Origin of the sequence: Musicola paradisiaca NCPPB 2511, assembly GCF_000400505.1 — a bacterium.
GTDB classification, from domain to species: domain Bacteria; phylum Pseudomonadota; class Gammaproteobacteria; order Enterobacterales; family Enterobacteriaceae; genus Musicola; species Musicola paradisiaca.
This window is the reverse complement of record NZ_CM001857.1, coordinates 2,402,142-2,426,851: the sequence shown is the minus strand read 5'-3', so window position 1 is coordinate 2,426,851 and position 24,710 is coordinate 2,402,142. Positions and strand designations below refer to the sequence as shown.

Genomic DNA, 24,710 nt, shown 5'->3' with positions numbered 1-24,710 from the left:
ACGCTCAGACATCGTTCTGATGAAGGTGCTGACGGGCGAAAATGGCTTCGACGCGCGCGCCGCCAAGCGTGCTGTTGCCGATCGCGATTTCCCCCTGATATTGCTCAATAATTTCCGCCGCCACGGACAAGCCGATCCCCTGACCGGGACGCAGGGTGTCGGCGCGTTGTCCGCGCTGGAAGATCACGTCCCGTTTACTGTCGGGGATGCCGGGGCCGTCATCGTCAATCACCAGGTGTAGTTTCTGGCCGGAATAGCAGGCGCTGATCTCGACAAACTCGAGGCAATACTTGCAGGCGTTATCGAGGATGTTGCCCATCACTTCCATAAAGTCGTTCTTCTCGCCGATAAAGGTGAGTTCGGGCGCGATATCCATGGTCAGTACCACCCCTTTGCGCTGATAGACCTTGTTGAGTGCGGAACACAACGCATCCAGCAGAGCGGGCACCGAATGGACTTCTCGGGGCATGACCAGGTGTTCGGTGCGAACGGTGGCGCGGTGCAGGTAGTAGCCGATCTGCTGAGAGATGCGACTAATTTGCGTCAGCATAATCGGCTCGGCCTGTTCGATAGTCAGCTCCTTGCCGGTACGCAGCGATCGTAACGTGGTTTGTAGTACCGCCAGCGGGGTTTTAAGGCTGTGGGTCAGGTCGGTGAGCGTGGTGCGATATTTGTGATAACGCTGGCGTTCATTGTTCAGCAACGTGTTCAGATTGCGCACCAGACTGGCCAGTTCCCGCGGCGGATTCTCGTCCAGATGCTCACGAGAACCGTTTTCCAGCTCCCGGATTTGCCGCACCAGATGTTTGATCGGCCGTAAACTCCAGTGCGCCGCCAGCCATAACAACGGCAGTACCAACGCCAGATGTGCGATAAATACGTAGCGGAACCATTCCCAGACCACATCCGCCTGTTGTAATTCTTGCGGCACCCGGTCTACCACCACAATCACCAACTTGGGCAGATGAGGGGTGGCAGGGTAAACGTTCACGGCGATGGAGTGGGTAAACGGCGTTTTGTCTTCCGTGTTGTAAGCGTGGAGTTTATCCAGTATCTGCGGGCTACCCTGCAATACCGCATTGCTGGTGCGCGTGTCGGCGTCTAATTCGTGGTAGTCGGTTTTTTCCAGCCATTCCGGTTTGATCTGCGATTCCAATTCCGGCACTGCGCGTTCCCGCCACAACAGTTTGCCGTGCTCGTTGTAGATAAACACCAACGTTGGATAGTTAATATCCAGTTCGGGCGGGGTAGCGATGGTGAGCTGGTTGTCGCGCCATTGCGCCAGGCTGTAGAACAGGTTGCTTTCTCCGCGCAGCAGGCGAAAAGAGGTTTTGTCAAAGCTGACGCTATAGCCTACGACCGCGACGATACCGTAGGAAAGCGACAGGGCCAGCACGATCGCCACGGTGGCGATCAAAAAGCGGAACCGGAGTGAAAACGGGGATTTTTTGGCCATGTCAGCCCTGGAATCATAATCAGCGGATGTCGAAACGATAACCCTGGCCGCGAACGGTAGTGATTACCTCATTGGTGTTGGCTGCTTGTAACTTCTTGCGCAACCGCCCCATCAGCACATCAATGGTATGGCTCTCACGCAGTTCGGCATCGGGATACAGTTGCAGCATTAACGACTCTTTGCTGACAACTTTGCCGATATTGCGAATCAACGTTTCGATGATGGTGTATTCGAACGCCGTCAGCTTGACCGGCGCACCATGTACCATCAATTCACGGCGGGAGAGATCCACTTCAAAGGGCGGCAGGCTGATAACCTGTGAGGCCAGGCCGCTGTTGCGTCGCATCAACGCCTGAATACGTGCCATGACTTCTTCCAGATGAAAGGGTTTGGTCACGTAATCATCGGCGCCGGCTTCCAGCACCGCCACTTTTTCCTGCCAGCTTTCCCGCGCGGTCAGTACCAGAATCGGCAGCTTTTCCTGCCTGGCGCGCCAGCGGCGGATCAGGCTGGTGCCGTCTTCAACCGGCAGGCCCAGGTCGACAATGGCGATGTCTGGGGCGTGCTCATGCAGAAAGTAATCCGCTTCTTTCGCGTCGGCCGCCGCATCCACCTGGTGCCCCAGTTCATTCATCTGAACCGTCAGGTGGTGACGTAGCAAGACGTTATCCTCAACAACCAGAATGCGCATGACTTTTTCCTCTGTCATTGTTTTTGATGAGCGTCTGCACGCGGATGAGGGCAGACCACTGCCAAATAATAGTGGCAGGTCGGTCAGAATTATCCACCATTGTTATCAACTGAGGTTAAACGGTTTAGCAGAATATGCGGGCAGATGCGGCGCGGCATCTGCCCGAAGGGGCGGAAGTTAAAGTTCGTCGACCAGTTTCACGGCACGGCCAATATAATTGGCCGGCGTCAGGGCTTTCAGCCGCACTTTTTCGTCTTCCGGCAGTGCGAGCCCGTCAATAAAGGCCCGCATACCTTCAGCATCCACACGTTTCCCCCGAGTCAGCTCTTTCAGCTTTTCGTAAGGTTTTTCAATGCCGTAACGGCGCATGACTGTTTGAATCGGCTCGGCCAGCACTTCCCAGTTATGATCCAACTCGTCCAGTAGGTGATTCTGATTGACTTCCAGTTTGCTGATACCCTTGAGGGTGGCCTGATAGGCGATCACGGCATAACCGACGCCTACGCCCAGGTTGCGCAGAACGGTGGAGTCGGTCAGATCGCGTTGCCAGCGGGATACAGGCAATTTACCGGCCAGATGCCCCATTACCGCGTTAGCCAGGCCCAGATTACCTTCCGAGTTTTCAAAATCGATGGGGTTGACCTTGTGCGGCATGGTGGAGGAGCCGATTTCACCGGCGATGGTTTTTTGCTTGAAGTGGTTCAGGGCAATGTAACCCCACATGTCGCGATCGAAATCGAGCAGGATGGTATTGAAGCGGGCGATGCAATCGAACAGTTCGGCAATGTAGTCATGCGGTTCGATCTGCGTGGTGTAAGGGTTCCACTGGATACCCAACGAGGTGACGAAGCTTTCGCTGAACTGATGCCAATCCACGGCTGGGTAAGCCACCATGTGTGCGTTGTAGTTGCCGACGGCGCCGTTGATTTTACCCAGGATGTCAATCTGCTGCAGCTGGCGATACTGGCGCTCCATCCGATAGGCGACGTTGGCGAATTCTTTGCCGATTGTCGACGGCGTTGCGGGTTGCCCATGGGTTCGGGACAGCAAAGGAAAGTCGCGGTACTGTCGCGCCAGCTGTTTGACGGCGTCGATGATTTGGCGCCAGAACGGCAGTACGACATCACGGCGTGCGGTATCCAGCATCAGCGCATGGGACAGGTTGTTGATGTCTTCGGACGTGCAGGCGAAATGGATGAATTCGTTAACCGCGTGCAGCGCGGGGACGGCGGCCACTTTTTCTTTCAGGAAATATTCCACGGCTTTGACATCGTGGTTGGTGGTTCGCTCGATGGTTTTGATGCGGGCCGCGTCCGCCTCGTTAAATTCGGCAATGATTTTATCAAGGAAAGCGTTTGCGTCGGCATCAAATGCAGGAACTTCCTTGATTTCTGCACAGGCCGCCAGTTTTTGCAGCCAACGTACTTCAACCTGCACACGGAATTTCAGCAGGCCGAATTCACTGAAAATGGTGCGCAACATGCTGACTTTATCGCCGTAGCGTCCATCAATGGGGGAAACGGCGGTCAGTGAGGATAATTCCATCGCAAGCAACTCCTGGGATTGTATTCAAAAAATAATGGTTGTTTTTACATTATCTCATGGCGGGCGCTGAACCGGAATAAGCCGCGCGGCGCCTGAGCCTGACGGTAGTTGTTAATGGCAGCGAGACAGAATGTCCTGCGCCTGTTTGATCAGCCGGGTTCGGGAAAACATCAGTTGCAGACGGCCGCCGCCGATTTGCTGCCACAGTACGGCAGCGCGGATGCCTGCCAGCAGCGCCGCTCTGACCCGGGCTTGCGTCTGTGAATTTTTCAGCACTTCCTGCGCGCCAGTGACCTGAATTCGAGGGCCCAGTTTACTGATGACATCCACATAGACCCCCGCCAGCACGTTGATGAAGGCATCCGACAGCAGCTCGTAGTGATCCAATTGTCGATCTAATTGGCTGATACGGTTGCCCAACTCGTTCATGGCGTCGGTATTTTTGTTCAGCCTCCGCTCCAGCGCCATCAGACTGAAGGTATAACGCGATAATTCGGCGCCCAGATTTTCATGTGCACTGCTCAATATGCCCAACAGTGTCTCCAGCCCGGCGCGAAGGTATTTTTCCGTATTGCCGAAAACGTCGAGAGTCGTGGCGGGGTTGACGATCAGGATGCTGCTCAGCGACGTTCTGAATGCGTCGGCGTCGCAGGTTCCCTGGTGCGCCAACTGCTGTACCAGCCGGGCTGATTGGCAGATGCCCGCCAGCGCCAGCGTGATGTCGTAATAATTCTTAGCCACAATTACTCCTGTTATCGTCATCCAACTGGCTGTGGAATGGCCTGTTTAAGCCCTCGCGATCAGCACCATGGACGCAGAGAAAAAATCAAAGCCGGGTAGACGTTACCCGGCTTTCTCATGCGTGCAGAATCATGCCATAAAAAGGGCGATGAACCCAGCGTGAAGCATGCCGGTCGATGCCATCAGTCTGTCGTCGAGTCGTCTGATATAAATGTTTTCAGTTTAGCGAAAAATCAGAAAAAACGACGGCATACCCCGCGACGAAATAGCATCGGGGGCGCCTGTAAGCTCCCCCTGAAGAGGTGTTCTTGTTATGCGGTCAGCCCAAAGCGCTCTTCAATGATGCCGCCGCCGAGGCACACTTCGCCCTGATAAAACACGGCGGATTGCCCCGGCGTTACCGCCGCGACGGGGGACTCGAAACGCACTTCCACCCGTTCTTCACCCAGCGGCGTCAAGGTACAAGGGATATCCGCCTGCCGGTAACGGGTTTTCACCGTGCAGGTTTGCGGTTGACTCAGCGGCTCGCGATCGACCCAGTGCAGCTGCTGGGCGATCAGGCCTTGCGACATCAGACGCGGATGTTCGTGCCCCTGGGCGACATACAATATGTTATTGGCGACATCTTTATCGACCACGTACCAGGGATCGTCGCCGCCGTCACGGACGCCGCCAATGCCTAACCCTTTGCGCTGCCCCAAAGTGTGGTACATCAGCCCCTGGTGTTCGCCCATTGTTTTGCCGTCGTCGACAGAAATAATGGCGCCCGGTTGCGCTGGCAGATAGCGGGCCAGAAAGTCACGGAATTTGCGCTCGCCGATAAAGCAGATGCCGGTGGAGTCTTTCTTTTTGGCGGTGGCCAAATCCAGTTCTTCCGCGATCCGCCTGACTTGCGGTTTTTCAAGTTCGCCGACCGGAAACAGGCTTTGCGCCACCTGCTCATGACTCAACGTATACAGGAAGTAACTTTGATCTTTGTTGTTGTCCAACCCACGTAGCAAGCGGCTTTTACCGGCAATGTCCTGCCGGCGCACGTAGTGCCCGGTGGCGATATAGTCTGCGCAGAGATCCTCTGCGGCGAACTCCAGAAAGGCTTTGAATTTGATTTCCTTGTTGCACAGGATGTCCGGGTTTGGGGTTCGTCCGGCACGGTATTCAGCAAGAAAATGCTCAAAGACATTGTCCCAGTATTCGGCGGCGAAATTCACGGTGTGCAGTTCGATGCCCAGTTTGTCGCAGACTGCTTGCGCATCGGCCAAATCGGCCGCAGCGGAACAGTATTCCGTATCGTCATCCTCTTCCCAGTTCTTCATGAACAGGCCTTCTACCTGATACCCTTGCTGTTGCAACAGGTAGGCGGAAACGGATGAATCAACGCCGCCGGACATGCCGACAATGACTTTTTTCTGGCTGTTATCTGACATGGAAAATCTCGCGAACTGAATACATGGAAGCCCTGAGGCGAAAAACAGGCGTTATAAGGTATCACAATCGGCCTGGCCCCGCACGATCGCAGCCCGAATCCCTTCGGGCATGGTGGGGAAAACTAGAGAGAATAGGGCCAGTTAAACGCCTCAAACAGACTGAGCGGGTAGCGTTGCCCACGCTGGTAGCAGCGCAGACTCTCGGCAACCAGCGGTGAGCGCAGGCAGGCTGCGTTCAAAATCTCTTCCGGCTTCAGCCAGTGGCAACAGGAAATATCGCTGTCACGTGGCGCCGTCGGCTGACGCTCCGGCAAATCAATCGCGAAGCTGAAACGAAGAAAAGGGGTACCGTCTGGTGCGATCCATTGGTGAACTTGCAGCAAACTCTGTGGTTGGGCGTGAATACCGGTTTCTTCGAGCAACTCGCGGCTGGCGGCCTGCAACAGTGTTTCGTCAGCCTCCAGGTGCCCGGCCGGCTGGTTCCACAGCATCTTGTGATTTATTTCTTCTTCGACAACTAAAAAATACCCCTCAGCCTGTACGACGCAGGCGACGGTTACATGGGGTTTAAACATGATCGATCTCCTTCCATTCCCCGGGTTGTAATCCATCTAACGTGTGGTTGGCCATACTGTAGCGAATCAGGCGTAGCGTTGGGAAACCGATGTGGGCCGTCATTCTGCGGACTTGCCGGTTACGGCCTTCATAAAGCGTGATTTTTAACCAGCTGGTCGGGATTTGCTTGCGTTCCCGGATCGGCGGATTTCGAGGCCATAACCACAGCGGTGCATCCACACGTTCTGCGCCCGCCGGTTGGGTCAGACCGTCGTTCAGTTGCAGCCCGGTGCGAAACGCTTGCAATGCGGCTTCGTCGGGTATGCCCTCTATCTGGGCATAGTAGATTTTGGGTGTTTTTTTACCGGGTTGGGTCAGCCGGGCCTGCAATTTGCCGTCGTTCGTCAGCAACATTAACCCTTCACTATCGCGATCAAGTCGACCAGCTGAATAGATGTCGCCAAACGGTATGTAGTTTTTCAGCGTTTCTCTTCCTGATTCATCAGTAAACTGGGAAAGCACATCAAACGGTTTATTAAACAGCACGATACGTCGTGCTTGTCCGATCGGTATGGATTTTACGCGCGAGCGTGAACTGAAACGGTTAAGTTTTTGATTTTTAACAGGGAATTTATTCATCTTAATACTGGCCGTAGGTGACAAAACCATTATACTCGAAAACGGTTTGTGATTGGCGCGGGCTGAATATTCAAGTAAAATTGACACCCATCTTACAAGTCATTAACAAAATGGCGCTCGAAGGAGAGGTAAATGGAAAGCAAAGTAGTTGTACCGACAGAAGGGCAAAAAATTACAGTTGACGCTCAGGGCAAACTGATTGTTCCTGATAACCCGATTATCCCCTTTATTGAAGGTGATGGTATCGGCATCGACGTCACTCCAGCCATGATTAAAGTCGTTGATGCTGCAGTGAAAAAAGCCTATCAGGGCCAGCGCACGATTTCCTGGATGGAAATCTATACGGGTGAGAAATCGACTCAGATTTACGGTAAAGACGTATGGCTGCCGGATGAAACACTGGATTTTATCCGCGAATATCGTGTTGCGATTAAAGGGCCGTTGACGACCCCGGTAGGGGGCGGTATCCGTTCGCTGAACGTGGCGTTGCGTCAGCAGTTGGATCTGTATGTTTGTCTGCGTCCGGTTCGTTATTATGAAGGTACACCCAGCCCGGTGAAACAACCTGAGTTGACCGATATGGTCATCTTCCGTGAGAACGCAGAAGACATTTATGCCGGCATTGAATGGAAAGCCGGTTCAGCGGAAGCAGACAAGGTGATTAAGTTTCTGCAGGATGAAATGGGCGTGAAGAAAATTCGCTTCCCGCAGCAGTGTGGCATCGGTGTGAAACCTTGTTCGGAAGAAGGAACCAAACGCCTGGTACGCGCAGCAATCGAATATGCCATTGCTAATGATCGTGATTCGCTCACGCTAGTGCACAAAGGCAATATCATGAAGTTTACGGAAGGCGCCTTTAAAGATTGGGGATATCAGTTGGCCCGTGAAGAGTTTGGCGGCGAGCTGATTGATGGTGGGCCGTGGGTCAGCATCAAGAATCCGAACAGCGGCAAAGAAATTGTCGTCAAGGATGTGATCGCGGATGCTTTCCTGCAACAGATCCTGCTGCGTCCTGCTGAATACGATGTTATCGCTTGTATGAATCTCAATGGCGACTATATCTCTGATGCACTGGCCGCCCAGGTGGGTGGTATCGGTATCGCGCCTGGAGCCAATATCGGCGACGAGTGCGCACTGTTTGAAGCGACTCATGGTACCGCGCCGAAATATGCAGGCCAGGACAAGGTTAACCCCGGTTCCGTCATTCTTTCAGCCGAAATGATGCTGCGTCATTTGCGTTGGTATGAAGCCGCAGATTTGATCGTCAAAGGTATGGAAGGCGCTATCAAGAACAAGACTGTGACCTACGATTTCGAACGTTTGATGGACGGTGCTAAACTGCGTAAGTGTAGCGAGTTTGCGCAAGACATCATCGACAATATGTAAGTAATGAGCGTCGCGCTTTGTGTTACGCCGAATGGTGTAACCATCCGCGGCGCTGTTTTTCCTTTTTAGCGTGTGCGCGTTACCTTCTTAACTCCCCACCCAGTCTTAAACAGTCAGTTTTGCTGCTTCTAGCTATATTTTTCTTTCCACCGGCTAAAATTATCTTTTTGCGGTTATGCAAAAATTTTTTTGCATGAAAAAACAGCGAGATCTGGCAATTCATATAAACACTTATTATTTAATTGGTATTTTTTGTTCAGTCGTTCGGATGTCTGAGGGAAAGAATGTCTGTATCGCAATCGGATGGGGAAATGAAGTCAATGGGATAACAAGTCGTCGTTAACCGGTGAGAACATGAATTTATAGTAATGGGTTATCAACTTGATAGTGGGTGATTGAAAATAGCGATCTATTAAGATAATTAACGACTTTTGACTACGTCATTGATATCGGAAAGCATTGTAACCTCAGAAAATATTGACCTAAGGTCTTCCTCATCGTCGGCATTTTGCTATTCTGTAAAATGCGGTCTGATAATTTGCATAATAGATATGATCCCGTTTGCAGGGGCGGAGTGCGACGAAGGATAGTAGCCAGCGAGCATTTTTAATTTCTTTGGGTGAGTTCGGTGAATTTATTCACCAACAATGATTTTTACGTAATAAAGTTACGCAAACACCGGTACTGCGATAGGCTACGAATTTTTGACGAAAAAAAACAATGGATAATGTGAGGGGAACCCCCATGAGTCGAGCCCCAACCAATAATGACGAAAAAACAGGCTTACGGCATTGAGTGAGTATGGCGTCAATGAACCGTTGTCTGATCCGGGTTTCGATAATCTGGTTCGTCTGGCGGCGAATGTGTTCAACGTCCCAATCGTGCAGATTTCTCTGCTGGAAGAAGAACGTTTACTGTTTGCCGCAAGTGTTGGCATATCCACGCATGAAGCGACACGGGAAGCGTCTTTTTGTACGTATGCGATTCTCCGAAAACGTATGTTGGTTGTTCCTGATGCCCGCAAAGATCCTCGTTTCAAGAATAACCCGATGGTAGTCGGTGAGCCGCATATTCGTTTTTACGCCGGAATTCCGTTACGTACAGTAAGCGGATATCCGATCGGCGCTCTCAGTATTATTGACAACAAACCTCGCGCATCCTTGAGTGCGCGTGATGCGCACAACCTGCAAGACCTTGCCACGTTGGTTATGGATCGTTTGGAAATGCGTCGTTTGGATCTGGCTCGGAAATCCAGTCAGGCGTGCTTTGAGTCCGTTTCAGAATCCTCTCCTGATTCCGTATTGTGCGTAAACGATAAAGGCATCATTACCTATTGGAATCAGGCCGCGGAAAAATGCCTGGAATACACCGGTGAGCAAATTATCGGTGAGCATATCAGCACTATTATTCCTGATATGTTTGTAGTTCAACTGCATCATCTGGCAACGGACAAAGTTTCGTTGTTCAGGAAAAGTGCGATGGAGCTTGAGGCCCGGACGTTAAGCGGCACGTTGGTGCCGGTTGAGCTGTCGGTTTCCATGTGGCAAAACGACAACCAAACCCGTTATGGGGCGATTCTGCGTGATGTGACGGATCGAAAACGTTATGAAGAGCGGCTGTTTCTGCAAGCGCATCGCGATCCTCTGACCGGTCTGGCAAACAGAACCCTGCTGGCTTCGACCCTGGATCACGTCTTGAAGAGTGATCTGGCGGTAGCGGTACTGATCATCGATCTGGATGGTTTCAAAGATATCAACGATAGCCTCGGTCATTCGAGTGGTGATGAGATTCTTACCAGCGTAGCCAAACGCTTACAGGCGAATGCCCGGCCCGAGGATCTGGTCGCCCGGATGGGGGGCGATGAGTTTGCCATGCTGTTGCCTGGTTTGAATACGGAAGAGCTGGTGGCGGACTTAGCCGAGAGAATCATTAATGATATTTCTCAGGCGGTACAAATCGATAATCAACAAATCAATATCAGCGCCAGTATTGGTATTGTCATGTCGCCTTCTCACGGAATGACTTCGCAAGATTTGCTCACTAGCGCGGATCTGGCTCTTTATAAAGCCCAATCTGACGGTCGTAACTGTTATCGCTTTTTTACCCGTGAATTGCGGGAAGTTTTTCAAGCACGGCATGCATTTCAGCTTGAGTTTATCAGGGCCTATGAGCAGAAGGAGTTCGAAGTTTTTTACCAGCCGCAAGTCAGTCTGATCAGCAATAAGGTTGTTGGTGCGGAAGCCTTGCTACGTTGGCGGCACCCCTACAAGGGATTACTGACGCCGGCTGTGTTTCTTTCCGCTTTGGAGCGGGGGCCTTGGGCCGAGCGCATTGGGGACTGGGTTGTTGAGACGGCTTGTCAACAGGCGGCGGAATGGTACAAGGGTGGGGCTGAAAATTTCCGGATCAGTATCAACCTGTTTGCCGCGCAATTCCGTTCCGGTATGTTGGCGCAGAAAATTCAATCAGTGTTGGCGAAATCAGGGCTGAAGCCAAGTTCACTCGAACTGGAGATTACGGAAAATATTATTCTGCGCTATGACGAAAATATGCTGAAGCCGTTAAATGAATTACGTAGCCTTGGTGTTGGCATTGCATTTGACGATTATGGTACGGGGTATGCTTCGTTAAGCATGTTGAAAAATTATCCGGTAACTCGGCTTAAAATTGATCAGACATTTGTCAGAACAATGTGTGACTCAGCACCGGATGCAGCGATTGTCAGGGCCATTTTGTATCTGGGTAAGAGTTTTGGTCTGGATGTTATCGCTGAAGGGGTGGAGACCGAAGAGCAATGTGAACGCTTGCGCAATAAAGGGTGTGAACAGGCGCAAGGTTATCTTTTTGGCCACCCGATGCCCTCTACTGAGTTTGAAAAGTTACTCGATCTGGGTGGGTAGTGTGAGAGTGAAATATCTGGGATGGATGGTATGTCAATAGCAGTCTGCATTATCGATTGATGATCTTTATTTTCCTCTAATCTTTGCGCCGTATTGGAATGCAATTTCAAACCGCTTGTACTGAAAATGGCCCTCTGGTTCTGTATTTCTGGCATGAGCGATATCTCTTTACTCGACGCCATATGTGTATCATTGGTGGTGAAAATGTAAAGTTATGTTTATCCGGTAACAAAAAGGTTATCAATGCTTGAAAATCGGTGCTTAACCCATACGATGTTCTTGCAAACAAACCATTGTTGCTTTCGCTGAATAGAGGAAATCAGATTTATATGATGCGTATCGCGCTTTTCCTGCTCACCAACCTGGCTGTCATGGTTGTTTTCGGTATTGTGCTCAGCCTTACGGGCATAAAATCCAACAGCTTATGGGGATTGGTTATCCTGTCTGGAATCGTGGGTTTTAGTGGTTCAGTGATTTCTCTACTGATGTCGAAATGGATGGCATTACGGTCTGTCGGCGGAGAAGTGATTGAACAACCACGTAATGAGACGGAACGTTGGTTGCTGGACACGATTAGCCGCCAGTCTCAGCAGGTCGGCATCGCCATGCCGCAGGTTGCTATCTATCATGCTCCCGATATTAATGCGTTTGCCACGGGCGCTCGTAGGGATGCTTCTCTGGTCGCAGTGAGTACCGGGTTGTTGCAAAACATGACCCGAGATGAGGCAGAGGCCGTTATTGCACATGAGATTAGCCATGTGGCCAATGGCGATATGGTTACCATGACGCTTGTTCAAGGGGTTGTGAATACCTTTGTATTCTTCATTTCACGAGTGATTGCCCAGATTGTATCGACGTTTGTTGCTGGAAATCGTGATAATGAAGAGGGCGATAGCGCTGGAAATCCACTGGTATACTTTGCGGTCGCCACCGTTCTGGATCTGGTATTTGGAATTTTGGCCAGCATTATCACTATGTGGTTCTCCCGTTATCGTGAATTCCATGCTGACGCAGGTTCTGCAAAGTTGGTGGGGCGTGAAAAAATGATTGCCGCGCTGCAGCGTTTGAAAGTGAGTTATGAACCTCAGGAAGCCAGCTCGATGATGGCATTTTGTATTAATGGTAAATCCAGGTCTTTCAGCGAATTGTTTATGACACATCCTCCGTTGGATAAACGGATTGAGGCATTACGAAATGGTGAATACCTGAAGTAATAGCAACCGAATGTCTCAAAGCCCCGCATTGCCGCAATGCTGATCATTTAAGCGGAGTGGCCTACCGGAAAGTGGGTTTTTGATATCGTCACCGCCCTAGGCCTCGATGGCCTGGGGCGTTTTTCTATGAACATGAGCTTGTGCTGCCCCGCAACTCCGCCAATCTCCATGGTGTGTGCGCTGGCGATAACGCACCCGTCATCACCGCCATCTGGTTTGCTATGAACTGACAGACAAACTTGAAGCTCACCTCATTGGCTGCTCTTTGATGGGCGATGGCTGCCTGACTCGCCTCACGCCTGACCAGATTGTATTCAAGCAGCACCCACAGCTTCTGATACACCCAGTCCACCTTCTTGCTCCTCAGCGTGATGGCATTGTGCTGCATCGGGCTTTTGATATCCCTGTATCCCAGCTCGATTTCCCAGCGCTCGTGGTACAGGGGCACCACCTGAGCTGCGCTGAATCGCGCCTCGGGGAGGGAAGTAAATACCGTTTTCTCCTTGCCTGCCACCGCATAGGTCACTGCGCGAACTTGCCAGTGCGTTGGCTGCGCTGGGTTTTTCTTGCGAGACCTTCATTTGCAACAGACGGTCGCTGTCGCCATAGCGCTCAAGTTCTGTATACACCAGCCCCTTGCGCTCTGGGATGAGCCAGTGGCGGTTAGTGGCTTCGGTCTGAATATGCAGCAACAGATCGGCACTGAAGAACCCCGTATCCAACAAGATCACTGAATTGTCCGGCAATGATTAGATGAACGCGCTGGGTAGGGGAATTTCCCCTTTGCGGTACGGTCTGCTCGCCGCATTGGCAATCACATGGGAGCGAACATTCATGAGCGTGACCAACCGTAGCATCGAGTAGGGGGTCTGCCGACATAAAAAAATCCGGAACCAATGAATGGTTCCGGATTGTCCTACAACAGAAGGATTGGTCAATGGATCCTTAACTGATCAGCATTGTGCGTAATAGCGGGCTTTTTTACATCCAGCGTATTCTGAATGGATATTGAATGCATCTTCTATGTAAGACAGCCAGTAGCGGCATAGTACGCGGGATACTTGCGCGATATATGCAGGACATGTGGTATCAGTCATCCGGGTGTTATAGCTTCAGTCAAAACAGTTAGTGAAAAATGGGATGATGTTTCATAAAATAAAATCGGGATCACAGAAAAATGAAACATTGTTTCTACAATGTTGACAAGATAAGGCGTTTAATTGTCTGTCAAAATGACGAAGGCAGTGGCGTCTGAATTTTCACGATAAGCACTAAGGATTTACGGATGGCTAAAGGTAAAAAGCTTTCTTTTACATTTCATACTTACCAGGATTCTGCGACCGGTACGGAAGTGGTTCGTCTCACTCCGCCCGATGTCATTTGTCACCGTAATTATTTCTATCAGAAATGTTTTACCAGTGACGGCAGCAAGTTGCTGTTTGGCGGAGCGTTTGATGGCCCGTGGAATTACTACCTGCTCGACCTGAAAACACAGCAGGCAACACAACTTACTGAAGGAAAAGGCGATAATACATTTGGGGGTTTTCTGTCTCCGAAAGATGATGCGCTTTATTACGTTAAGAATGTCCGCAATCTGATGCGAGTCGATTTGGAAACTCTGGAAGAGAAAACTATCTATCAAGTGCCGGATGAATGGGTGGGCTACGGTACCTGGGTCGCGAATTCCGACTGCACCAAGATGGTCGGGATTGAGATTAAGAAAGAAGATTGGAAACCTCTAACAGACTGGAAAAAATTCCAGGAGTTTTATTTCACTAATCCATGCTGCCGCCTGATTCGCATCGATCTTCAAACGGGCGAGGCCACAACCATCCTGCAAGAAAATCAATGGCTTGGACATCCGATCTATCGTCCGGGCGATGACAATACGGTCGCTTTCTGCCATGAAGGCCCGCATGATCTGGTTGATGCGCGTATGTGGTTTATCAATGAAGATGGATCGAATATGCGCAAAGTTAAGGAACATGCTCCCGGTGAAAGCTGTACGCATGAATTCTGGGTGCCGGATGGTTCTGCGTTGGTGTACGTATCCTACCTTAAAGGTGCAACCAATCGGTTTATTTGCAGCATCAATCCCGTCACTCAGGAGAATCACCAGGTAGCTGAGATGCCGCCATGTTCCCACTTGATGAGTAACCATGATGGTTCCTTGATGGTGGGTGATGGATGTAATGCCCCTGTTGACGTAAAAGACGACGGTGGTTACAAGATTGAGAATGATCCTTTCCTCTATGTTTTCAATATGAAAACGGGGCGTCAGCATCGTGTCGCACAGCACAATACGTCCTGGGAGGTTCTGGAAGGGGATCGTCAAGTAACACATCCACATCCGTCGTTTACGCCTGATAATAAGCAAATTCTGTTTACGTCCGACGTTGATGGAAAACCAGCGCTGTATCTGGCAAAAATACCGGAATCTGTTTGGCAGTAATTATTACGAAACCGCGCCATGGATGAGCGCGGTTTGTTATTTCCCGGGATTAGATATTCGTGTCTGGTAATGCCATAACTACGCAGAGTTTGTGAAGAATTGCGGGTTATGGCAATGCTTGATTGCTATCCCCAACACGTTCCCTTTATACTAGAACAAGCGTTCTATTTTTTTTAAAACAAGAAAAACTGAGTAGGGTAACCACAAAAATGGCTATTGCAGATTTAGATAAACAGCCCGATTCCGTGTCGTCAGTATTGAAGGTCTTTGGCATTTTGCAGGCGTTGGGGGAAGAGCGGGAAATTGGTATTACCGAGCTCTCTCAGCGTGTAATGATGTCGAAAAGTACAGTTTATCGTTTCCTGCAGACGATGAAATCCTTGGGGTATGTCGCTCAGGAAGGCGAGTCAGAAAAGTATTCTTTAACACTGAAATTGTTTGAACTGGGTGCTAAAGCGTTGCAGAACGTGGATCTGATTCGCAGCGCTGATATTCAAATGCGCGAATTATCCGCGTTGACTCGGGAAACAATCCACCTTGGTGCGCTGGATGAGGACAGCATTGTCTATATCCACAAAATTGACTCTATGTACAATTTGCGTATGTATTCACGAATCGGGCGCCGTAACCCGCTGCACAGTACCGCTATCGGCAAAGTCTTGTTGGCTTGGCGCGATCAGGAAGAGGTGCGGGGCATCTTGTCTAATGTCGAGTTTACACGCAGTACGCCTCGAACCATCAGCAATACTGAAGAACTGATGTCTCAGCTGGATCTGGTGCGCGAGCAAGGATATGGCGAAGACAACGAAGAGCAGGAAGAGGGACTGCGTTGTATCGCGGTTCCGGTGTTTGATCGTTTTGGGGTCGTTATCTCCGGGTTAAGTATCTCGTTTCCAACGATACGCTTCTCGGAAGAAAGCAAACACGAATATGTCGAAATGTTGCACACAGCAGCGCGGAATATCTCTGATCAGATGGGATACCACGACTATCCATTCTGATTTCATCTTCGAGTAGGAATCTATATAGCCTGTCATTATGACAGGCTTTTTTACCGTTATTGCCGACAGTGCTCCCATCAAAGAAGGCGGTTATCGAATTTTTCATTGTGCAAGTGATAGAATGAGCGCCTGGGTCAGTTAAGTGGCAGGTTTTTAGACATGAGTGGGTTGGTTTCAAGCATGCTTGAGATTGTATTTGTCGGTTTAGTCGTATTACTGGTTATTCTCGTGTGGTTTTTTATCAATCGTGCCAGCGTGCGCGCCAATGAGCAGATCAGGTTATTGCAAGAGATCGTCGAACAGCAGAAACAGCAGCTAGTTCTGTTACAATCATTGGTACCTACAACGGAACATACGGAAGAGGCTGAACCTCAGCAATCGGTTCCAAATGAAGCTGAACTTTATTTGGGCGGTATGATTCCCGAACGGTGAGTGTTTCATTTCATCCGCTGCAGAAAAAACCGCGGTAAGGCAACGCGGTTTTTTTTGCTATTGAGCTATCTCCATGTTTTATCCGTCTAGATTCTTATGCCGAGCGGTGGCGTGGCGTGGCGCAGAGTGCTACTCTACGCCGTCGGGTTATTGGCAGGATTGGAACGCTGTAACCTACGGATAGTCGGAATATTATTTAACAATTGTGGGTTAAATATTTTTTCGAACTGAAAAACTAAACAGAAATTATCTTTTGCATGTGATCTTTCGTGTGGATCACCACTGCAGATAAGGGAATTAACATGCCTGTTATTACACTTCCTGATGGTAGTCAGCGTCATTACGAGCGTGCCGTCTCTCCTTTTGATGTTGCATCGGATATTGGCCCTGGCTTGGCGAAAGCGTGTATCGCGGGCAAGGTCAATGGTGAGTTGGTTGATGCGCGCGATTTGATTGAAACTGATGCTCAGTTGTCAATTATCACTACCAAAGATGACGACGGACTGGATATTCTCCGTCATTCCTGTGCGCATCTGTTGGGGCATGCCATCAAACAGTTGTGGCCGGAAACTCAAATGGCGATTGGACCGGTTATCGACAATGGTTTTTATTATGACGTCGACCTAGACCGTCCCTTGACTCAGGAAGATTTGGATCTGCTTGAAAAGCGGATGCATGAGTTGGCTGAAAAAGACTACGACGTCATTAAGAAGAAAGTAAGTTGGCAGGAAGCGCGTGATACTTTTGCTGCGCGCGGCGAATCTTACAAAGTGGCCATTCTTGACGAAAATATTAGCCGTGACGATCGACCAGGCCTCTATCATCACGAAGAATACATTGATATGTGCCGCGGTCCGCATGTGCCGAACATGCGTTTTTGTCATCATTTCAAACTGCAGAAAACTTCAGGCGCATACTGGCGTGGCGACAGTAATAACAAAATGCTGCAGCGTATTTACGGTACTGCGTGGGCTGACAAGAAACAGTTGAGCGCATATTTGCAGCGTCTGGAAGAGGCGGCCAAGCGCGATCATCGCAAAATTGGCAAGCAGCTTGATCTCTATCATATGCAAGAAGAAGCACCGGGGATGGTGTTCTGGCATAACGATGGCTGGACGATCTTCCGTGAGCTTGAAGCTTTCGTGCGTATGAAGCTGAAAGAATATCAATATCAGGAAGTTAAAGGTCCATTTATGATGGATCGGGTTCTGTGGGAAAAAACCGGTCACTGGGAAAACTACAAAGAAGCGATGTTTACAACTTCGTCAGAGAACCGGGAATATTGTATTAAACCGATGAACTGTCCTGGTCATGTACAGATTTTCAATCAGGGCCTGAAGTCCTACCGCGATCTTCCCCTGCGTATGGCGGAATTCGGTAGTTGCCATCGTAACGAACCGTCTGGTTCTCTGCATGGGCTGATGCGTGTACGCGGTTTTACTCAGGATGATGCGCATATTTTCTGTACTGAAGAACAAGTTCGTACCGAAGTGAACAGTTGTATTAAGATGGTGTATGACATGTATGGCACCTTCGGTTTTGAGAAAATAGCGGTTAAATTGTCAACCCGTCCCGAAAAGCGCATTGGTAGTGACGAAATGTGGGATCGCGCCGAAGAGGATTTGGCGGCGGCTCTGACAGAGAATGGCATTCCGTTTGAATACCAGCCGGGAGAAGGTGCATTTTACGGCCCGAAAATCGAATTTACTCTACATGACTGCCTGGATCGCGCCTGGCAGTGTGGTACTGTCCAGCTTGATTTCTCATTGCCTGGCCGACTGAATGCATCCTATGTCGGTGAAAACAATGAGCGCCAGGTTCCGGTTATGATCCATCGGGCGATTTTAGGCTCCATGGAGCGCTTTATTGGTATTCTGACTGAGGAGTTTGCCGGGTTCTTCCCGACATGGCTGGCTCCCGTTCAGGTTGTGGTAATGAATATTACCGATAGTCAGTCTGATTATGTCAGCGAATTGACCAGAAAATTGCAGGATGCAGGTATTCGTGTCAAAGCAGACTTGAGAAATGAGAAGATAGGCTTTAAAATCCGCGAGCACACTTTACGGCGTGTTCCTTATATGCTTGTTTGTGGTGATAAAGAGGTCGAGGCAGGCAAAGTAGCTGTCCGTACCCGCCGGGGCAAGGATTTGGGGAGTATCGATGTCAGTGAAGTGATCAATAAGCTGCAGGAAGAGATTCGCAGCCGTAGTCTTCATCAGTTGGAGGAATAAGGTATTAAAGGCGGAAAACGAGTTCAACCGGCGCGTCCTAATCGCATCAACAGAGAGATTCGCGCTCAAGAGGTACGCCTGACAGGCGTTGATGGCGAACAAATCGGTATTGTCAGCCTGAATGAAGCGTTAGAGAGAGCTGAGGAAGCTGGGGTCGATTTAGTTGAAATCAGCCCGAACGCCGAACCGCCAGTTTGTCGAATCATGGATTACGGCAAATTCCTCTATGAGAAGAGTAAGGCCACTAAAGAACAGAAGAAGAAGCAAAAAGTTATTCAGGTCAAGGAAATCAAATTCCGGCCTGGTACCGATGATGGCGACTATCAGGTCAAACTACGCAACCTGGTTCGCTTTCTGGAAGACGGTGACAAAGCTAAGATCACGCTCCGTTTCCGCGGACGTGAAATGGCGCACCAACAGATTGGTATCGAAATGCTTAATCGCGTTCGTGACGATCTGATTGAACTGGCGGTTGTTGAATCCTTCCCAACGAAGATTGAAGGCCGTCAGATGATTATGGTGCTGGCACCGAAGAAGAAACAGTAAGGCTCTCAAGTAACAAACCGCGCTGCTTGTTCGGCGCGGTTTTTGTTCGCCTTATCTGATTCGTTTTATTAACAATGCGAAGTGGAAATAATAATGCCGAAGATTAAAACAGTACGTGGCGCCGCTAAACGCTTCAAAAAAACCGCCGGCGGTGGTTTCAAGCGTAAGCATGCTAACCTGCGTCATATTCTGACCAAAAAAGCGACTAAACGTAAACGTCATCTGCGCCCGAAAGCCATGGTTTCCAAAGGAGATCTGGGTTTGGTTGCAGCATGTCTGCCTTACGCATAAGTAACCTTTTCATTCAGAATAAGATTTTAGGAGAGAGCATATGGCTCGCGTAAAACGTGGTGTGGTTGCTCGTGCACGTCACAAGAAAGTATTGAAACAAGCGAAAGGTTACTATGGTGCCCGTTCGCGCGTTTACCGTGTTGCCTTCCAGGCAGTCATCAAAGCAGGGCAGTATGCTTACCGTGACCGTCGTCAGCGTAAGCGTCAGTTCCGTCAGCTGTGGATTGCACGTATCAATGCTGCAGCCCGTCAAAACGGCTTGTCTTACAGCAAGTTCATCAATGGCCTGAAAAAAGCCTCCGTTGAAATTGACCGTAAGATTTTGGCTGATATCGCCGTATTCGACAAAGTAGCGTTCACCGCTCTGGTTGAAAAAGCGAAATTGGCTCTGGCGTAAGTCAGATGAAAGAGGGGGCTTGTCTCCCTCTTTTCGTTTTCACTAGACTGAATTTATTGTTCTGATTCAGATTTTTGTCTTTCAGACAATGTAGAATAAGTATATCTTCAACCAGAATGATAACGACAAGGTAACGCAAGTATGAACACTGCTATTTTCCGTTTCTTTTTTTACTTTAGCGCCTGAACGACGGGGGCTTTGCGCGTAAGAAAAGAAACGAAAGATAGCGCCTGAGCCTCCTGAATGGAGGCTTTTTTATTGGAACGAGCCTCGGATCCCGCAACGGGGTTCCGGCGTACTGAAACCGTTATTTTCCCAATCATGATCGTTGGCCATACAGGCAGAAGAAGAGGAATGCAATGCAACATCTCGCAGAACTGGTTGCCAAAGCCAGAACAGCCATAGAACAGGCCGGAGACGTCGCCACGTTGGAAAACGTGCGTGTCGAATTTCTGGGCAAAAAAGGTCATTTGACCCTTCAGATGACCTCACTGCGCGAACTGCCTGCCGACGAGCGTCCTGCAGCTGGTGCGGTGATCAACCAGGCGAAACAGGATGTACAGGAAGCGCTGAACGTCAGAAAACTGGCGTTGGAAAGTGCGGAGCTGAATGCGCGTCTGGCCGCGGAAACAATTGATGTGTCGCTGCCGGGAAGGACCATGGAGAACGGTGGGTTACACCCAATCACACGTACTATCGATCGCATTGAAACGTTCTTTGGTGAACTAGGCTTCTCGGTTGCATCCGGGCCTGAAATTGAAGATGACTATCATAACTTCGATGCCTTGAATATTCCGGGTCATCACCCTGCTCGTGCCGACCATGACACCTTCTGGTTTGATGCAAAGCGCCTCTTGCGCACGCAAACGTCCGGCGTGCAGATTCGGACGATGGAAAAGCAGCAGCCGCCGATTCGCATTATTGCGCCGGGTCGCGTCTATAGAAATGACTACGATCAGACGCATACGCCGATGTTCCATCAGATGGAAGGGTTGATTGTTGATAAAAACATCAGCTTTACCAACTTAAAGGGAACGCTGCATGATTTTCTGCGCAATTTCTTTGAGGAAGATTTGCAAGTACGTTTCCGCCCATCCTATTTCCCGTTTACCGAGCCGTCGGCTGAGGTCGATGTTATGGGGAAAAACGGCAAATGGTTGGAAGTATTAGGTTGCGGTATGGTGCACCCGAATGTGTTGCGCAATGTGGGCATTGATCCTGAAGTGTATTCCGGGTTCGCATTCGGTATGGGCATGGAGCGTTTAACGATGTTGCGATACGGCGTGACGGATCTGCGCGCATTTTTCGAAAACGATTTACGCTTCCTCAAACAGTTTAAATAAGGCGGAATAGCAATATGAAATTCAGTGAACTCTGGTTAAGGGAATGGGTTAACCCCGCTATCAGTAGCGAAGCCTTATCTGAACAAATCACCATGGCTGGGCTAGAAGTCGATGGTGTTGAGCCGGTGGCCGGTGCTTTTCACGGCGTGGTGGTCGGCGAAGTCGTTGAATGTGGGCAGCATCCTAACGCCGATAAACTGCGCGTCACCAAAGTTAACGTTGGTGGCGAACGCCTGCTGGACATCGTGTGCGGTGCGCCCAACTGCCGCCAGGGGTTGAAAGTGGCGGTGGCCACGGTCGGCGCGGTATTGCCTGGTGATTTTAAAATCAAGGCCGCCAAGCTCCGTGGCGAACCGTCAGAGGGAATGTTGTGCTCTTTTTCCGAACTGGGTATTTCCGACGATCACAGCGGGATCATTGAGCTGCCGCTGGATGCGCCGATTGGCACGGATATTCGCAACTATCTGCAACTGGATGACAATACGATTGAAATCAGCGTGACGCCGAATCGTGCCGACTGTCTGGGTATCCTCGGCGTAGCGCGTGATGTGGCTGTGCTGAATGCGTTAGCGCTAAGTGAACCGGTTGTTAGCCCTGTCGCTCCGACAATCGAGGATCGGTTCCCGATTCAGGTTGACGCGACGGAGGCTTGTCCGCGCTATCTGGGACGTGTGGTTAAAGGGATCAACGTCAACGCGACGACGCCGTTATGGATGCGCGAAAAACTGCGTCGTTGCGGCATTCGTTCCATCGACCCGGTGGTTGATGTCACTAATTATGTGCTGCTTGAACTGGGGCAACCGATGCATGCTTTCGACCTTGATCGGTTGGAGGGCGGTATCGTGGTGCGTTTGGCTCAGGAAGGCGAAGTGCTGCGCTTGCTGGATGGCAGTGATGTATCGCTGAAACCGGATACATTGGTGATTGCCGATCATCAAAAAGCACTGGCGTTGGGCGGTATCTTCGGTGGGGAACATTCAGGTGTAAATGGTGCAACACAGAACGTGTTGCTGGAGTGCGCCTATTTTAATCCACTGTCTATTACCGGTCGCGCACGTCGTTATGGCCTGCACACCGATGCTTCGCACCGCTATGAACGCGGCGTGGATCCGGCGTTGCAGCACAAGGCGATTGAGCGTGCGACTTGCTTGCTGCTGGATATTTGCGGCGGGCAGGCCGGGCCGGTTATGGATGTCACCTGTGAGTCCACTCTGCCTGCGCGCGCCACGATTACTCTGCGGCGCGAAAAACTGGATCGTTTGATCGGCCATGTGGTGCCGGATGAGAAAGTGCAGGATATTCTGACTCGCCTGGGCTGTAGCGTGACGAAAATCGCCGAAGGATGGCAGGCAGTGGCGCCAAGCTGGCGTTTCGATATGGACATTGAAGAAGATCTGGTGGAAGAAGTCGCGCGCGTTTATGGCTACGACAATATCCCGAACATTGCGACGCACGCCCCGCTGAAGATGACGCAACATCGCGAGGCCGATTTGCCGCTCAAGCGCGTCAAGAACATGCTGGTGGATCGTGGCTTCCAGGAAGCAATTACTTACAGTTTTGTTGATCCGAAAATTCAGTCGCTGATCCATCCGGGACAGGACGCATTGATTCTGCCAAGCTCGATCTCTGTTGAAATGTCCGCGATGCGACTGTCGTTGTGGAGTGGTCTGTTGGGCGCGGTGGTTTATAACCAGAATCGTCAGCAAAGCCGTTTGCGTCTGTTTGAAAGTGGATTGCGTTTTGTTCCTGATGCAACCGCTGATCTGGGCATTCGTCAGGATACGATGTTGGCGGGTGTGATTACCGGTACACGGTATGAAGAACACTGGGATTTGGCACGTCAGTCTGTTGATTTCTATGATTTAAAAGGTGATTTGGAAGCCGTGCTGTCGTTGACAGGTAAACTTTCAGACATTGAGTTTCGGGCTGAGGCTAATCCGGCGTTGCACCCTGGGCAGAGCGCCGGCATCTATCTGGCGGATAAACGCATTGGCTATCTGGGCGTTATCCACCCGGAATTGGAGCGCAAACTGGACTTGAACGGGCGTACCGTGGTGTTTGAAGTGCTGTGGGATAAGCTTGCCGATCGTGCTGTGCCGGAAGCAACTGATGTTTCTCGTTTCCCTGCAAACCGTCGTGACATCGCTGTGGTAGTGGCTGAAAACGTGCCGGCAGGCGACGTTTTGGCTGAGTGCAAGAAAGTTGGCGCAAATCAGTTAGTTGGCGTAAACTTGTTTGACGTGTATCGAGGCAAGGGCGTAGCGGAAGGGTATAAGAGCCTGGCTATCAGTCTGGTATTGCAGGATACCTCTCGAACACTGGCAGAAGAGGAAATTGCCGCTACCGTTGCGCAATGCGTAGCTGCACTGAAACAGCGATTCCAAGCATCCTTGAGGGATTAAACCTATGGCGCTTACTAAAGCTGAAATGTCAGAATACCTGTTTGAAAAGCTAGGGCTCAGCAAACGGGATGCCAAAGAGCTAGTTGAGTTGTTTTTTGAAGAAGTTCGCCGCGCGTTGGAAAATGGTGAGCAGGTCAAGCTGTCGGGTTTCGGCAATTTTGATTTGCGGGACAAAAACCAGCGACCTGGACGTAACCCGAAAACCGGCGAAGATATTCCAATCACGGCTCGCCGCGTTGTTACGTTCCGCCCGGGACAAAAATTAAAGAGCAGGGTGGAGAACGCTTCCCCCAAGGCTTCCTGAGTAAGTGTAAAAGGCCGCGTCAGCGGCCTTTTTCTTTGGGATGATCCGTCCTGAATAGCGTTGACACGAGATGATGTCACGAGATGAACACCGCGCTCGTCTTCTGGCTCCGCATCAGTGTGCCTACCATCACGCCAAGAACCGCCATCAGTGGTTTTACTGACACCCCAATCGGTCAAAGAAAGGCGCGGCATGATGACAGTGACTTGTCAGCCTGGTCGCCGCCACATCGCAGCACAGAGTAATAGCCGCAGAGCGTCCTTCGGGGTACCCGTGTCGCAGCAGGTAGGGCACAGGGCGAACAATGTGGAAGAAAACGCAGGCTATCAATGAGGTTTCATCACGGGTGATACGCCATTGGTTTATCGCGACGGTTTTTCCGGTTTAGGCGGCACGGGCTTGTGATCGTCGATCAGATGACGGATAGCCAGAATCGGGTGATGGATCAGCATTCGTGGCCCCGACCAACGCATGACCGCTTTTATGGCTTCGCGTTTTGCGGGTTGATAGCAATGGATTGGGCAGTGCTTGCAGGCGGGCTTATTTTCGCCGTAATAGCATTTCTCCAGGCGTTTCACGGCATAAGCCAGCAACTGGGTGTATTGTTCTGGGCTATATTCAGGGGGTGGAAACGCCTTCTCATACAACGCCACCATATGCGTAATCGTTTGAATTTCCCGTTGAATCCGCTTGCCGGAAGGCGTTAATTTAGCCACGTCATTACGTCCGTCACAATAAAAAATGCATTTTACATGCATTT

21 protein-coding genes, 2 pseudogenes and 1 other annotated feature are annotated in these 24,710 nt (G+C 50.4%); of the genes and pseudogenes, 14 read left to right on the top strand and 9 right to left on the bottom strand.

All coding sequences use genetic code 11. The features are described 5' to 3' along the window. Window positions 1-4: 4 nt before the first annotated feature. The 7 genes from phoQ to rluE all read right to left on the bottom strand — a co-directional run bounded on the left by phoQ (window position 5) and on the right by rluE (window position 7,051). Window positions 5-1,456: a two-component system sensor histidine kinase PhoQ gene (gene phoQ, locus DPA2511_RS10610; protein WP_015853764.1), complete on the bottom strand. Its 1,452-nt coding sequence runs from the start codon at window positions 1,454-1,456 to the stop codon at window positions 5-7. 19 nt (window positions 1,457-1,475) lie between these two features. After that, window positions 1,476-2,147 carry a two-component system response regulator PhoP gene (phoP, locus tag DPA2511_RS10605; protein ID WP_015853763.1) on the bottom strand — a complete coding sequence of 224 codons (672 nt, stop codon included), beginning with the start codon at window positions 2,145-2,147 and terminating at the stop codon, window positions 1,476-1,478. A 177-nt stretch (window positions 2,148-2,324) separates the two neighbouring features. Further along, a complete protein-coding gene (purB, locus tag DPA2511_RS10600) occupies window positions 2,325-3,692 on the bottom strand; it encodes an adenylosuccinate lyase (RefSeq protein WP_015853762.1) in 1,368 nt (455 codons plus the stop codon). Window positions 3,693-3,803: 111 nt separating this feature from the next. Then, on the bottom strand, window positions 3,804-4,433 hold the full coding sequence (hflD, locus tag DPA2511_RS10595) for a high frequency lysogenization protein HflD (RefSeq protein ID WP_015853761.1): 630 nt from the start codon (window positions 4,431-4,433) through the stop codon (window positions 3,804-3,806). Between the two features lie 311 nt (window positions 4,434-4,744). Further along, window positions 4,745-5,857, bottom strand: coding sequence for a tRNA 2-thiouridine(34) synthase MnmA (mnmA, locus tag DPA2511_RS10590; RefSeq protein WP_015853760.1), 1,113 nt, complete (start codon window positions 5,855-5,857; stop codon window positions 4,745-4,747). Window positions 5,858-5,979: 122 nt separating this feature from the next. Further along, the gene (locus tag DPA2511_RS10585; RefSeq protein ID WP_015853759.1) at window positions 5,980-6,432 is read right to left on the bottom strand and encodes an NUDIX hydrolase; all 453 of its coding nucleotides are present in this window, start codon (window positions 6,430-6,432) and stop codon (window positions 5,980-5,982) included. Beyond that, window positions 6,425-7,051: a 23S rRNA pseudouridine(2457) synthase RluE gene (gene rluE / locus DPA2511_RS10580; RefSeq protein ID WP_023638308.1), complete on the bottom strand. Its 627-nt coding sequence runs from the start codon at window positions 7,049-7,051 to the stop codon at window positions 6,425-6,427. The genes DPA2511_RS10585 and rluE overlap by 8 nt, the downstream gene beginning before the upstream one ends. 132 nt (window positions 7,052-7,183) lie before the next feature. Between rluE and icd the strand changes: the two genes are divergently transcribed. The 3 genes and pseudogenes from icd to htpX all read left to right on the top strand — a co-directional run bounded on the left by icd (window position 7,184) and on the right by htpX (window position 12,551). Beyond that, the gene (gene icd / locus DPA2511_RS10575) at window positions 7,184-8,437 is read left to right on the top strand and encodes an NADP-dependent isocitrate dehydrogenase (RefSeq protein ID WP_015853757.1); all 1,254 of its coding nucleotides are present in this window, start codon (window positions 7,184-7,186) and stop codon (window positions 8,435-8,437) included. A 744-nt stretch (window positions 8,438-9,181) separates the two neighbouring features. After that, window positions 9,182-11,337, top strand: a pseudogene (locus DPA2511_RS21550) (putative bifunctional diguanylate cyclase/phosphodiesterase). Between the two features lie 329 nt (window positions 11,338-11,666). Further along, entirely contained in the window at window positions 11,667-12,551 is an 885-nt protein-coding gene (htpX, locus tag DPA2511_RS10565) for a protease HtpX (RefSeq protein WP_015853755.1), read from the top strand. Window positions 12,552-12,598: 47 nt separating this feature from the next. On the opposite strand, the pseudogene DPA2511_RS22820 reads toward htpX, so the two are convergent. Then, window positions 12,599-13,426 (bottom strand): annotated as a pseudogene (locus DPA2511_RS22820) (IS4 family transposase); the annotation flags it as partial. 410 nt (window positions 13,427-13,836) lie between these two features. Here DPA2511_RS22820 and ogl point away from each other — a divergent pair. From ogl to ihfA, 11 genes are all read left to right on the top strand, one after another. Continuing rightward, complete coding sequence (gene ogl / locus DPA2511_RS10555; RefSeq protein ID WP_015853754.1) at window positions 13,837-15,003, top strand: oligogalacturonate lyase; 1,167 nt, start codon at window positions 13,837-13,839, stop codon at window positions 15,001-15,003. A gap of 209 nt (window positions 15,004-15,212) precedes the next feature. Next, entirely contained in the window at window positions 15,213-16,004 is a 792-nt protein-coding gene (kdgR, locus tag DPA2511_RS10550; RefSeq protein WP_015853753.1) for a DNA-binding transcriptional regulator KdgR, read from the top strand. 180 nt (window positions 16,005-16,184) lie between these two features. Next, window positions 16,185-16,436, top strand: a complete 252-nt coding sequence (locus tag DPA2511_RS10545; RefSeq protein WP_404821625.1) for a YebO family protein — start codon at window positions 16,185-16,187, stop codon at window positions 16,434-16,436. 302 nt (window positions 16,437-16,738) lie between these two features. Beyond that, the gene (gene thrS / locus DPA2511_RS10540) at window positions 16,739-18,667 is read left to right on the top strand and encodes a threonine--tRNA ligase (protein ID WP_015853751.1); all 1,929 of its coding nucleotides are present in this window, start codon (window positions 16,739-16,741) and stop codon (window positions 18,665-18,667) included. Window positions 18,668-18,670: 3 nt separating this feature from the next. Beyond that, entirely contained in the window at window positions 18,671-19,213 is a 543-nt protein-coding gene (infC, locus tag DPA2511_RS22815; RefSeq protein ID WP_015853750.1) for a translation initiation factor IF-3, read from the top strand. 93 nt (window positions 19,214-19,306) lie between these two features. After that, complete coding sequence (gene rpmI / locus DPA2511_RS10530; protein WP_015853749.1) at window positions 19,307-19,504, top strand: 50S ribosomal protein L35; 198 nt, start codon at window positions 19,307-19,309, stop codon at window positions 19,502-19,504. A 40-nt stretch (window positions 19,505-19,544) separates the two neighbouring features. Beyond that, window positions 19,545-19,901 (top strand): 50S ribosomal protein L20, encoded by a 357-nt coding sequence (gene rplT, locus DPA2511_RS10525; protein WP_015853748.1) that lies wholly within the window; start codon window positions 19,545-19,547, stop codon window positions 19,899-19,901. A gap of 136 nt (window positions 19,902-20,037) precedes the next feature. After that, window positions 20,038-20,161, top strand: a sequence feature (Phe leader region). After that, the gene (gene pheM / locus DPA2511_RS23445; protein ID WP_133845469.1) at window positions 20,043-20,087 is read left to right on the top strand and encodes a pheST operon leader peptide PheM; all 45 of its coding nucleotides are present in this window, start codon (window positions 20,043-20,045) and stop codon (window positions 20,085-20,087) included. It overlaps the preceding feature by 45 nt. Before the next feature lie 99 nt (window positions 20,162-20,260). Continuing rightward, window positions 20,261-21,244, top strand: a complete 984-nt coding sequence (pheS, locus tag DPA2511_RS10520; RefSeq protein ID WP_015853747.1) for a phenylalanine--tRNA ligase subunit alpha — start codon at window positions 20,261-20,263, stop codon at window positions 21,242-21,244. A 14-nt stretch (window positions 21,245-21,258) separates the two neighbouring features. Continuing rightward, window positions 21,259-23,646 carry a phenylalanine--tRNA ligase subunit beta gene (gene pheT / locus DPA2511_RS10515; RefSeq protein WP_015853746.1) on the top strand — a complete coding sequence of 796 codons (2,388 nt, stop codon included), beginning with the start codon at window positions 21,259-21,261 and terminating at the stop codon, window positions 23,644-23,646. Window positions 23,647-23,650: 4 nt separating this feature from the next. Next, complete coding sequence (ihfA, locus tag DPA2511_RS10510) at window positions 23,651-23,950, top strand: integration host factor subunit alpha (RefSeq protein WP_015853745.1); 300 nt, start codon at window positions 23,651-23,653, stop codon at window positions 23,948-23,950. Window positions 23,951-24,312: 362 nt separating this feature from the next. Here the strand turns inward: ihfA and DPA2511_RS10505 are convergent, their stop codons facing one another. Beyond that, window positions 24,313-24,708, bottom strand: a complete 396-nt coding sequence (locus DPA2511_RS10505; protein WP_015853744.1) for a nitrous oxide-stimulated promoter family protein — start codon at window positions 24,706-24,708, stop codon at window positions 24,313-24,315. Between the last annotated feature and the right edge of the window lie 2 nt (window positions 24,709-24,710).

Excerpts from the sequence above, each read along its gene's own strand:
- thrS (WP_015853751.1), top strand. The coding sequence starts at position 16,739 with ATGCCTGTTATTACACTTCCTGATGGTAGTCAGCGTCATTACGAGCGT.
- DPA2511_RS10585 (WP_015853759.1), bottom strand. The coding sequence starts at position 6,432 with ATGTTTAAACCCCATGTAACCGTCGCCTGCGTCGTACAGGCTGAGGGG.
- ihfA (WP_015853745.1), top strand. The coding sequence starts at position 23,651 with ATGGCGCTTACTAAAGCTGAAATGTCAGAATACCTGTTTGAAAAGCTA.
- rluE (WP_023638308.1), bottom strand. The coding sequence starts at position 7,051 with ATGAATAAATTCCCTGTTAAAAATCAAAAACTTAACCGTTTCAGTTCA.
- phoQ (WP_015853764.1), bottom strand. The coding sequence starts at position 1,456 with ATGGCCAAAAAATCCCCGTTTTCACTCCGGTTCCGCTTTTTGATCGCC.
- phoP (WP_015853763.1), bottom strand. The coding sequence starts at position 2,147 with ATGCGCATTCTGGTTGTTGAGGATAACGTCTTGCTACGTCACCACCTG.
- rpmI (WP_015853749.1), top strand. The coding sequence starts at position 19,307 with ATGCCGAAGATTAAAACAGTACGTGGCGCCGCTAAACGCTTCAAAAAA.
- rplT (WP_015853748.1), top strand. The coding sequence starts at position 19,545 with ATGGCTCGCGTAAAACGTGGTGTGGTTGCTCGTGCACGTCACAAGAAA.
- purB (WP_015853762.1), bottom strand. The coding sequence starts at position 3,692 with ATGGAATTATCCTCACTGACCGCCGTTTCCCCCATTGATGGACGCTAC.
- pheS (WP_015853747.1), top strand. The coding sequence starts at position 20,261 with ATGCAACATCTCGCAGAACTGGTTGCCAAAGCCAGAACAGCCATAGAA.
- kdgR (WP_015853753.1), top strand. The coding sequence starts at position 15,213 with ATGGCTATTGCAGATTTAGATAAACAGCCCGATTCCGTGTCGTCAGTA.
- pheT (WP_015853746.1), top strand. The coding sequence starts at position 21,259 with ATGAAATTCAGTGAACTCTGGTTAAGGGAATGGGTTAACCCCGCTATC.
- icd (WP_015853757.1), top strand. The coding sequence starts at position 7,184 with ATGGAAAGCAAAGTAGTTGTACCGACAGAAGGGCAAAAAATTACAGTT.
- htpX (WP_015853755.1), top strand. The coding sequence starts at position 11,667 with ATGATGCGTATCGCGCTTTTCCTGCTCACCAACCTGGCTGTCATGGTT.
- mnmA (WP_015853760.1), bottom strand. The coding sequence starts at position 5,857 with ATGTCAGATAACAGCCAGAAAAAAGTCATTGTCGGCATGTCCGGCGGC.
- ogl (WP_015853754.1), top strand. The coding sequence starts at position 13,837 with ATGGCTAAAGGTAAAAAGCTTTCTTTTACATTTCATACTTACCAGGAT.
- DPA2511_RS10505 (WP_015853744.1), bottom strand. The coding sequence starts at position 24,708 with ATGCATGTAAAATGCATTTTTTATTGTGACGGACGTAATGACGTGGCT.
- DPA2511_RS10545 (WP_404821625.1), top strand. The coding sequence starts at position 16,185 with ATGCTTGAGATTGTATTTGTCGGTTTAGTCGTATTACTGGTTATTCTC.